Source organism: Allobosea sp. ASV33 (assembly GCF_016428755.1).
Lineage (GTDB): Bacteria > Pseudomonadota > Alphaproteobacteria > Rhizobiales > Beijerinckiaceae > Allobosea.
On record NZ_JAELTI010000152.1, the window covers coordinates 1 to 8,463 of the forward strand.

The following is an 8,463-nucleotide window of genomic DNA, read 5'->3' on the forward strand; positions in this document are numbered from 1 at the left end:
TCATGCGAGGCTTCTGGCGAGCGCGCAGGTGACGCGCGCGGTTGCGATGCGCGGCTGCACCAGTTCGCCGCCCGGTCCAGCCGCAGCCAGCGCCGCGGCCTCGGCCACCGAGCCGACGCCATAGAGCGAGGCGATCCGGGTCGAGCGCGTCGCGCAGGCCGCCTCGAAACCCTTCAGCGCCTCGTCGGGGATGGCGACGAGCTCGGCCGCGCGCTCGTGAGCGGCCGCGATCATGCCGGCTTCCGCGAAGCGGCTCGCCAGCGTAGCGAAGCGCGGCGTCGGCGCGCCGGCAAGCCCGGCGCTCGCCAGCGCCTGATCGAGGCAGGCGAGGATATCGGCCGCATCCGTGCCGGGCCGGATGCCGATGCCGGCGACGAGGCGGCCCGCGCTCAAGGCTTCTCGACCCGCCATTGCGTCACCGGCATGGCCGGGCGCCAGCCATGCTTGCCGCCGACAGGCGCGAGCCGGTCGATCGAAATGCGGCGCAGCGAGCCGCCGTGCTCGGCATGGAGCGCGGCGAGCTTCGCCTCGCCCTCGATCGTCACGACATTGGCGACGAGGCGCCCGCCCGGCTTCAGCGCGGCCCAGGCGGCGTCGAACAGGCCTTCCTCGGTCAGCCCGCCACCGATGAAGACGGCGTCCGGCGCCTCGCGCCCGACGAAGCCGGCCGGCGCCTCGCCGGTGACCTCGACGGAGAGCCCGCCGAGTTCCAGCTTGTTGCGCCTGATCCGCTCGGCCCGTTCCGGCTTGGCCTCGAAGGCGATGGCGCGATTGCGCAGATGGCGCTGGCACCATTCGACAGCGACCGAGCCGGAGCCCGCCCCGACATCCCAGAGCAGTTCGCCACCGCGCGGGGCGAGCGCCGAGATCGTGATCGCGCGGATTTCCGACTTGGTGATCTGCCCGTCATGGGCGAACCATTCCTCGTCGAGCCCCGGCGCCAGCGGCAGGATGCGCGAGTCGCGGGTGGAGGCGACCTCGACGGCGATCAGGTTGAGCGGCACGATATCGTCGAGCGCGAAGGCATCGGCGCGGCATGCGCGGATGCGCTCCTGCGGCCCGCCGAGTGATTCCATCACGGTGATGCGGCTCGCGCCCATGCCCCGCGCGGTCATCAGTTCCGCGACGGCGCGCGGCGTCGTCTCGTCCCAGGAAAGGGCGAGGATGCGCGCTTCCGGCTGGAGATGCGGTACGATCCGGTAGAGCGTGCGGCCATGCAGCGAGACCAGCGCGCATTCCTCCTGCGGCCAGCGCATCCGCGTGCAGGCCATCGAGAAGGAGGAAAGCTGCGGAATGATCCGCATCTCGTCGGCCGGTATCGCCCGGCTGATGCTGTTGCCGATGCCGTAATGGAACGGATCGCTCGTCGCGAGCACGCAGACCTTGCGGCCGCGCTCCCTGAGGATCGGCGGCAGAGCGTTGCGGAAGGGCTGGGGCCAGGGCCGCAATTCGCCCGGCACGGAGCCGACCAGCGCGATATGCCGCTCGCCGCCGAAGACGATCTCGGCTTCGTTCAGAGCAGCCAGCGCCTCCCGGCAGAGCCCAGAGGCTCCATCCTCTCCGAGACCGATCAGCGCGAGCCAGGGCGCCGGCGTCTCTTGGCTCGACAGAGCCTCCATTTCACGCGAAACTGTGGCCATGACCGTCCTCATCCTCGGCGGAACGACTGAAGCTGCTGCGCTTGACCAGCACCTGGCTGATCAGGCTCCCGATATCCGTGCCATTGTCTCGCTGGCGGGCCACACCGTCGACCCCCGCCCGACCAATCTGCCGGTCCGTACCGGCGGTTTCGGTGGCGTCGAGGGCTTGAGGCGCTATCTGGTCGAGGAAGGCATCGTCGCTGTCGTCGATGCGACCCATCCCTTCGCCGCGATCATGCCCTTCCATGCCGAACATGCCTGCAAGGCGGAAGGCGTGCCGCTGCTGGCGATTCGCCGCGATTCCTGGAAGCCGCGTCCCGGCGATCGCTGGAAATCCGTGCCCGACATCGAAGCCGCCGCGCAGGCGCTGGGCGACGAGCCGCGCCGCGTCTTCCTGACCGTCGGCCGGCTTGAGCTGCCGGCCTTCGCCGACGCTCCCCAGCATCGCTATCTCGTGCGGGCGATCGAGCCGATCGGCGACCGTTTGCCGGTGCCGCATGTTGACGTCATCCAGCAGCGCGGCCCGTTCGATGCCGCCGACGAGGAGAAGCTGATGCGCCGCGAGGGCGTCGAGATCCTCGTCAGCAAGAACTCGGGTGGTCCGGCAACCGTCGGCAAGCTCGTGGCGGCGCGCCGGCTCTCCCTGCCGGTGGTGATGGTGGAACGCCCGCCCAAGCCCGATGTCGAGACCGTCGACCATATCGATCAGGTCCTGCCCTGGCTGGTGGCGCAAGGGCTCTTCGCCACCGAACGCGGCGTATAGACGTAAGGCGCCGCGCCCTCGCGCGCGATCAGGCGCGTGCTCGACGCCCCGATCATCACCAGCGTCGCCATGTCGGCAGAGCTCGCTGCGACTATGGCTTCGGCCAGCGTCAGTATGCGCAGGTTCTCGTCCGGCCGCCCGACCGCGCGGGCGAAGAGCACCGGCGTCGTCGCCTCGCGATGCTTGGCCGCCAGCTCCAGCGCCTTGCCTAGCTGCCAGGGCCGGGCCTTCGAGATCGGGTTGTAGAGGCAGATCACAAAATCGGCGGCGAGCACGGCTTCGAGTCGCGCGGTCACGACGTCCCAGGGTTTCAGGTTATCCGAGAGCGAGATCGCGCAGAAATCCCCGCCGAGCGGGGCGCCGGCCCGCGCCGCGGCTGCCAGCATCGCGGTGATGCCGGGCTCAACGGTGATCGGAAGGGAACGCCATTCGGCAGGCCCGGCCTCAAGCGCTTCGAACACCGCCGCCGCCATCGCGAAGACGCCGGGGTCGCCACCGGACACCACCGCAACCCTGCGGCCCTCCGCTGCCAGTCGCAGGGCATGCGAGGCGCGATCGACCTCGACGCGATTGTCCGACGCGTGCTTGGTCAGTCCGGTCCGCTCGGGAACCCGGTCGACATAGGGGCCGTAGCCGACGATATCGCTTGCGGCATCGAGCGCCGCCTGCGCGGCCGGCGTAATCCACTCCGGTGTACCCGGCCCAAGCCCGACGATGGTGAGCGAGCCCGTCACAGGCGCCGTCCCTCGCCGGGCACCAGCACCATTGCGAAATAGGGCGCCTCGTCATCGGCCTTGTCGGTGAGGCGGGCTACGACCTGCCGCGCCATGGTCGCGCGCTCGACATAGATCGCGCGCCCTTCCAGTCCGGCAGCGACGAGCGCGCGGCGCACCTTCGGCAGGTTGCGGCCGAGCTTCATGATTACGGCGGCGTCGGTATCCGCCAAACGGCGCGTCAGCTCGGCTTCCGGCAGCGTGCCGGGCAGCACGGTCATGACGTCGTCGCCCCAGGTGATCGGCGCGCCGGCCTCGCCCCAGGCGCCGGTCATGCCGGTGACGCCGGGCACGACCTCGGTCGGGAAGCGCTGCGAGAGCCGCCGCCAGAGATGCATGAAGGAGCCGTAGAAGAACGGATCGCCGTCGCAGAGCACGGCGAGCGTCCGCCCGGCCTGCATCTCCACGGCCAGTCGCTCGGCCGCCTCCTCGTAGAAGGCCGCGATCGGCTCGTCATAATCGGGCTCGCCGACGCTGGCCTCCACCGTCACCGGGAAGGCGAGCTCGATCTCGCGGGCCGGATCGGGCGCGATGATCGCGTCCGCCGTACCGCGGGCATTGCCGCGCCGGCCGCGCTTGCAGAAATGCACGAGACGGTCGGCCGTGGTGATGATCTCGCGTGCCCTGACCGTCATCAGGTCCGGCGCGCCGGGGCCGAGCCCGACGCCGTAGAGCAGGGTCTTCTGCGTCCCGCTCATCACTTATTCCTTGTCCTGAGCCAGCGCATTGACGGCCGCCGCCGCCATGGCCGATCCGCCGCGGCGCCCATGCACCACGACGAAGGGCACGCGCCCGTCCTTGGCCAGCGCTTCCTTCGATTCCGCCGCGCCGACGAAGCCGACGGGGATGCCAATCACGGCGGCGGGCTTGGGCGCGCCGGCATCGAGCATTTCGAGCAGGCGGAACAGCGAGGTCGGCGCATTGCCGATGACCACGATGGCGCCGGCGAGCCGGGGCTTCCACAGTTCCATCGCGGCGGCCGACCGGGTCGTGCCCATCTTGGCTGCCAGCGCCGGAACCTGCGGATCGTCCAGCGTGCAGAGCACCTCGTTCTGGGCCGGCAGGCGCGCGCGGGTCACGCCATTGGCGACCATCTTGGCATCGCAGAGGATCGGCGCGCCGGCCTTCAGCGCGGCCTGCGCGGCCTCGGCGAAGCCAGCCGACATCTCCACATCCCTGGGCAGGTCGGTCATGCCGCAGGCATGGATCATGCGAACGACGACGCGCTCGGCCGCACCGCCGAAACGAGCGAGATCGGCCTCGGCGCGGATGATGGCGAAGGAGCGCTCATAGATCGCCGCGCCGTCCTGGATATAATCGTATGCCTTGCTCAACCCTGCGATCCCGTCGAACGCACGGCCTTGGCCAGTTGCGCGTGAATGTCCTGTCCGGGCTGCAATCGCGTGAGCAGCGCCGAAAGGTCAAGCGTCGCGACCGATTTGTCCCGCGTCGTGCCGTTCAGAACGACATCGTAGAGCCCGTCCCGCCCGACCAGCGTGAGGTCGGCAGCCGCCGGATGGGCGCAGGCCTTGACGCAGCCGGAGACATGCAGCGTCACACCTTCCGCGAGCAGGCCGGCGGCAGCTTCGGCGAGTGCGGCCGCATCAGCCATGGCCGGCGCCTCGGCGCGCGAACAGGCGGGGCTGCCCGCACAGGCCTGAACGGACAGGCGTGGGTCGTCGTCGCGTGTAATCAGGCCGAGATCGTCGGCCAGCGCTAGCAGTGCTTCGGCCTGGGCACAGCTGAGATTGCGGAAGGCGAGCCCGCGCCAGGGCGACAGCCGGATATCGGCTCCGCTCGTCTCGGCGCTGGTGCAGAGCTTGTCGAGCGTCGCCGCATCGCAACGGCCGAAAGGCAGGCCTGTAAGAGCGGCGAAACGGTCATTGTTCAGCGCAAATAGCCCAACGCGCCGTGGTGGCTTGCGTGGTGTCGGAGGGGCGGCCTCCGGCAGGGAGGTCAGGCCCGCCAAGGCTTCGGGTGACAGGTCGCGCAGGCGGCGGATGCGATCGGGCGCGGCTTTCCGCAAGGTCGCGAAACCGCGCAAGGCGGTTTCGACCGCCGCAGCGGCTTCCGCTTCGGCAACCGGGCCACGCCAGAGGCGATCGCCGAGGCACAAGGCCACATGCCCGGGCGTGATGCCGACGAGTCGGATGTCGCAGGGGAATTCATCCAGTGCCTGCGGGCCGCCGTGATCCACGACGACGCCAAGCTTGGCCGGCAGGCCGGCGATGGCGCGGGCTCTTCGTTCGATGTCATCCGCAAGGGCAATGGCATCGACGAGGCCACCCGTGCCGTCATTCTCGGGGGGCGCAGGGCGCCGACCCGAGAAGCTCTTGCCGAAAGCGGCGCCTTCTCGTCCCGAGATGCTCGGGTCGAGCCCGAGCATGATGCCCCGGTCGAGGGCAGATAACGGCGAGACCAGCGTTACGCGTTGCGGCCCGTCGCCATCATGCTCGTCGACGAGACGCTCCGTCAGAAGCCGTTCGACCAGTTTCGGATGGCTCTCGGCCGTCACGCCACGGATCTGCAGATTGGCGCGAGCGGAAATCTCGATCAGCCCGTTGCCATGCTCGACGGCCAGCGCCGCTATCCGCCTTAGTTGCGCGGGCGTCAGTCTCGCGCCGGGCGGATGCAGCCGCACCAACCAGCCGTCGCCGGTCTCCATCGGCCGCAGCGTGCTCGGGCACCAGCCGCGCCGCAATGCGTCCTTGGGAAGGGCGCTCATTCCGCTGCCTCCCGCGCCAGGAAGGCCCCCACGGAATTGCGGCGGCTGGTCCAGAGCCCGCGCCGTGCGGCTTCCGCCAATCGCGAGCGGATCGAAGCGGCAGCCGGCGCATTATTGGCTTCGAGGGCCGCCCAGACTTGCGGATCAGCGCAATACGCCTGGAACACCGCATCGAAGAGCCCGTCCGCGACGGCATCCGTACTGGCGGCGAAGACGAAGAGCGTGTCGACGGCCTCGGCCAGTTCCGCCGCGCCGCGCCAGCCATGGGCGAGCTGGCCGGCGATCCAGCGCGGATGCGTCAGGCGGCCATGAACGATGCGGGCGATATCCTCGGCCAGCGTCCGGGCTTTCGGCGCTTCCGGGTTCGAACTGTCGAGGCTGTAGAGCGCGGGATCGGCACCGAGCGCCTTCGCCGCCGCCGCGAGCCCGCCGATGACATCCGCGGCGCTGCTCGCTTCGAGGATGTCGCGCCCGGCGGTGTCGCTGACATGGATGAACGCGTCGGAAGCCTTGATGCGCCCGGCAAAGCCGGCATTGGCTGTGGCCGCGCCTTCCGGGCCGCCATAGGCATGGTCGGAGGCCGCGAGATAGGCCGCGCCCAGATCCGCCCGCTCGGTCCAGTCGCCATCGAGCGCGCGGTCGGCCATCGCCGCGCCATAGCGGCCGGGCGCGGCGCCGAAGATGCGGCCGCCATGCTCGCCGCGACGGCGGGCGGCTGCCGGCTCGTTCCAGTCGTCCGGCTCGTCCAGCGCTGCGACGGCGCGTGCAGCCTGGTCGATCAGCGCGATCTGACCGGGAAACGTGTCGCGGAAGGTGCCGGAGATGCGCACGGTGACGTCGAGGCGCGGGAAGGCCAGCTTCGGCTGCGGGAGGATGCTGAAGCCGGTGACGCGGGTGGAGGCAACGTCCCAGAGCGGCTCGACGCCCATCAGCGCCAGCGCATGGGCGATATCCTCGCCGCCGGAGCGCAGCGTCGGTGAGGCCCAGAGATCCATGACGATCCGGCGGGGATAGTCGCCGTGATCCTGCAGATGGCGCGACACCACCTCCTGCGCCGCAAGCTTGCCGAGGCGGGCGGCGGCGCGTGTCGGAATCGCGCGCGGATCGAGCGTCGAGAGGTTGCGCCCGGTCGGCAGCACATCCGGTCGGCCGCGATGTGGCGCGCCGGCGGGACCGGGCGGCACGAAGCGGCCGTCGAGCGCGGCCAGCAAGTTTTGTCGCTCGTTGAGGGCGGAGGCAGGGTCGATCTCCGAGCGCCCGAAGACATGCAAACCGTCGCGGAAAGGCAATTCTGCGATGTCGCAGAGATGCGCGTCGAGCCGCGTCAGCGCCTCGTTCATCTCGGTATCGGCTGCCACGCCGCAGGAGGCGGCGAGCCCGCTTGCCTCGGCGCGGGAGCGGATTTCGGCGGCGACGATCTCGGCGCGGCGCGGGTCGAGCACCTGCGCCTGCGAGAATTCCTCGACGAGGTCGCGCATCAGGGCGGTTTCGCCGGCGGCTTCCGTCTCGGCCAAAGGCGGCGGCAGATGGCCGAGCGTGACGGCGGAGAGCCGACGCTTGGCCGGCGCCGCCTCGCCGGGATCGTCGACGACATAGGGGTAGATCACCGGCAGCCCGCCGACAGCGAGACGCGGCCAGCAGCCGGCCGAGAGCGCGACCGCCTTGCCCGGCAGCCACTCCGTCGTGCCGTGCGTGCCGAGATGGATCAGCGCGTCGATGGCTTCGGTCTGGCGCAGCGCGAGGTAGAAGGCGAGATAGCCATGGCCCGGCGGTGCGTCGGGGTCGTGATAGCGGGCCTTGCGGTCCGGCGTTGCATCGCGCGACGGCTGCAGGGCGACGGTGAGATGGCCGTAGCGCACGGCGCGGAAGTGGAAAGCGCCTTCGCGGCAGGCCGCGTCGGCTGCGGGTGCGCCATGGGCGGCGAGCAGTGCCTCGCGGGCGGCAGCGGGGATAGCGACGAGCCAGTCGCGGTAGGCCGAAAGCGGGATGCTGAGGCTTGTCGGTCCTGCGGTGAGGGAAGCCATCAGCAAGGCCCCCTCTGTCATCCCCTCATCGTCATCCCGGACAAGCCGCGTCAGCGGCGCCGATCCGGGATCCATGCCGGAACGCCGCTCGGAAAGGTTCAGGCATGGATCCCGGGTCTCCCGTTGGTCGCCCGGGATGACCGGCGAGGAGGTGTCCGTGGAGGCGCCGACCTCATACCCTGCTCCCGCCAGCAATTCGCGGATCGCCGTCACGCTCCCGGGCGTATCGAGCCCGACGGCGAAGCCGGCGCGGCCGCCACGGGCGGGATAATCCGACATGACTAGCGCGAGCCGGCGTTCGGCAGCGGGCTTCCGCGCCAGTGTGATCCAGCCTGCCGCCAGGTCGGCGAGCGCATTGATCCCATCGGGATCGGGCACCAGTCGACGTACGGACAGGCCGGTAGCCGGATCGGTCTCGTCCGCTTTGAAAGCCACGGGAATGGCGCCGATTCGCCCATCGAATTCCGGCAGGGCGACTTGCATGGCGAGATCGGCGGCGGAGAGGCCGCGCGGCGAGGCTTCCCAGGCCTCGCGCGGG

The 8,463-nt window shown here is 70.3% G+C and carries 8 protein-coding genes; 1 reads left to right on the top strand and 7 read right to left on the bottom strand.

From position 1 onward, the window contains the following. Entirely contained in the window at positions 1-393 is a 393-nt protein-coding gene (locus JHD80_RS25935) for a cobalamin biosynthesis protein (protein WP_199093297.1), read from the bottom strand. Next, positions 390-1,640, bottom strand: a complete 1,251-nt coding sequence (gene cbiE / locus JHD80_RS25940) for a precorrin-6y C5,15-methyltransferase (decarboxylating) subunit CbiE (RefSeq protein ID WP_248311785.1) — start codon at positions 1,638-1,640, stop codon at positions 390-392. Before cbiE ends, JHD80_RS25935 begins: the two co-directional genes overlap by 4 nt. Between cbiE and JHD80_RS25945 the strand changes: the two genes are divergently transcribed. Continuing rightward, positions 1,639-2,403 carry a cobalt-precorrin-6A reductase gene (locus tag JHD80_RS25945; protein ID WP_199093299.1) on the top strand — a complete coding sequence of 255 codons (765 nt, stop codon included), beginning with the start codon at positions 1,639-1,641 and terminating at the stop codon, positions 2,401-2,403. The two genes, cbiE and JHD80_RS25945, sit on opposite strands and share 2 nt — an antisense overlap. Here JHD80_RS25945 and cobJ read toward each other — a convergent pair. From cobJ to JHD80_RS25970, 5 genes are all read right to left on the bottom strand, one after another. After that, a complete protein-coding gene (gene cobJ, locus JHD80_RS25950; protein ID WP_199093301.1) occupies positions 2,346-3,137 on the bottom strand; it encodes a precorrin-3B C(17)-methyltransferase in 792 nt (263 codons plus the stop codon). The genes JHD80_RS25945 and cobJ overlap by 58 nt on opposite strands. Continuing rightward, entirely contained in the window at positions 3,134-3,874 is a 741-nt protein-coding gene (locus JHD80_RS25955; RefSeq protein ID WP_199093303.1) for a precorrin-2 C(20)-methyltransferase, read from the bottom strand. The genes cobJ and JHD80_RS25955 overlap by 4 nt, the downstream gene beginning before the upstream one ends. A 3-nt stretch (positions 3,875-3,877) precedes the next feature. Next, complete coding sequence (locus JHD80_RS25960) at positions 3,878-4,510, bottom strand: precorrin-8X methylmutase (protein WP_199093304.1); 633 nt, start codon at positions 4,508-4,510, stop codon at positions 3,878-3,880. Continuing rightward, on the bottom strand, positions 4,507-5,901 hold the full coding sequence (locus tag JHD80_RS25965) for a precorrin-3B synthase (RefSeq protein ID WP_199093305.1): 1,395 nt from the start codon (positions 5,899-5,901) through the stop codon (positions 4,507-4,509). The genes JHD80_RS25960 and JHD80_RS25965 overlap by 4 nt, the downstream gene beginning before the upstream one ends. Then, on the bottom strand, positions 5,898-8,463 hold a 2,566-nt coding region (locus JHD80_RS25970; RefSeq protein ID WP_199093306.1), incomplete at its 5' end, for a cobaltochelatase subunit CobN. The genes JHD80_RS25970 and JHD80_RS25965, both read right to left, overlap by 4 nt.

What these genes read in the sequence shown, in the direction of transcription:
- cbiE (WP_248311785.1), bottom strand. Translation starts at nt 1,640, where the DNA reads ATGGCCACAGTTTCGCGTGAAATGGAGGCTCTGTCGAGCCAAGAGACG.
- JHD80_RS25945 (WP_199093299.1), top strand. Translation starts at nt 1,639, where the DNA reads ATGACCGTCCTCATCCTCGGCGGAACGACTGAAGCTGCTGCGCTTGAC.
- JHD80_RS25955 (WP_199093303.1), bottom strand. Translation starts at nt 3,874, where the DNA reads ATGAGCGGGACGCAGAAGACCCTGCTCTACGGCGTCGGGCTCGGCCCC.
- JHD80_RS25965 (WP_199093305.1), bottom strand. Translation starts at nt 5,901, where the DNA reads ATGAGCGCCCTTCCCAAGGACGCATTGCGGCGCGGCTGGTGCCCGAGC.